This is a genomic window from Halorubrum sp. SP9 (genome assembly GCF_005435015.1).
Classification (GTDB): domain Archaea; phylum Halobacteriota; class Halobacteria; order Halobacteriales; family Haloferacaceae; genus Halorubrum; species Halorubrum sodomense.
In genome coordinates this window covers 1-368 of the sequence record NZ_SGXU01000483.1, presented here as the reverse complement: position 1 = coordinate 368, position 368 = coordinate 1, and the positions used below count along the sequence as shown (strand labels likewise).

Sequence of the window (368 nt, the reverse complement as noted above, 5' to 3'; positions counted from 1 at the left end):
CGACAACTGGGAGTGGATCGGCGACGGCGAGTCCGAGGTTGCGACCGATCGAAGCCCGTCCGCGTCGCGAGCGAGCAATGCCTCAGAAGGATCGAACAGCGGCAGTCGGCTGTGGAACGGCGCGCAGATGGACGACAAACCGGTCGAGAGGGATCCGACAGACAGTGAACCGATCGGAAGTGGGCCTACAGACAGCAAACCGACTGAGGACAGACCGACAGACGACGAATCAGTCTGGGACAGTTCAACGGAGGACGACAAATCGGTCTGGGGAAGTGTAACGGACGACGAATCGGTCAAGGACAGTCCGACGGGAGGCGGCACGGAGCAGACCACGGTTGACGCGGCCGGAGCAGGATCCGAACCGA

The 368-nt window shown here is 62.2% G+C and carries 1 protein-coding gene; it reads left to right on the top strand.

Annotation, left to right across the window (positions count from 1 at the left end):
* Positions 1-127 precede the first annotated feature (127 nt).
* On the top strand, positions 128-368 hold a 241-nt coding region (locus tag EXE45_RS21030), incomplete at its 3' end, for a hypothetical protein (RefSeq protein ID WP_394348157.1).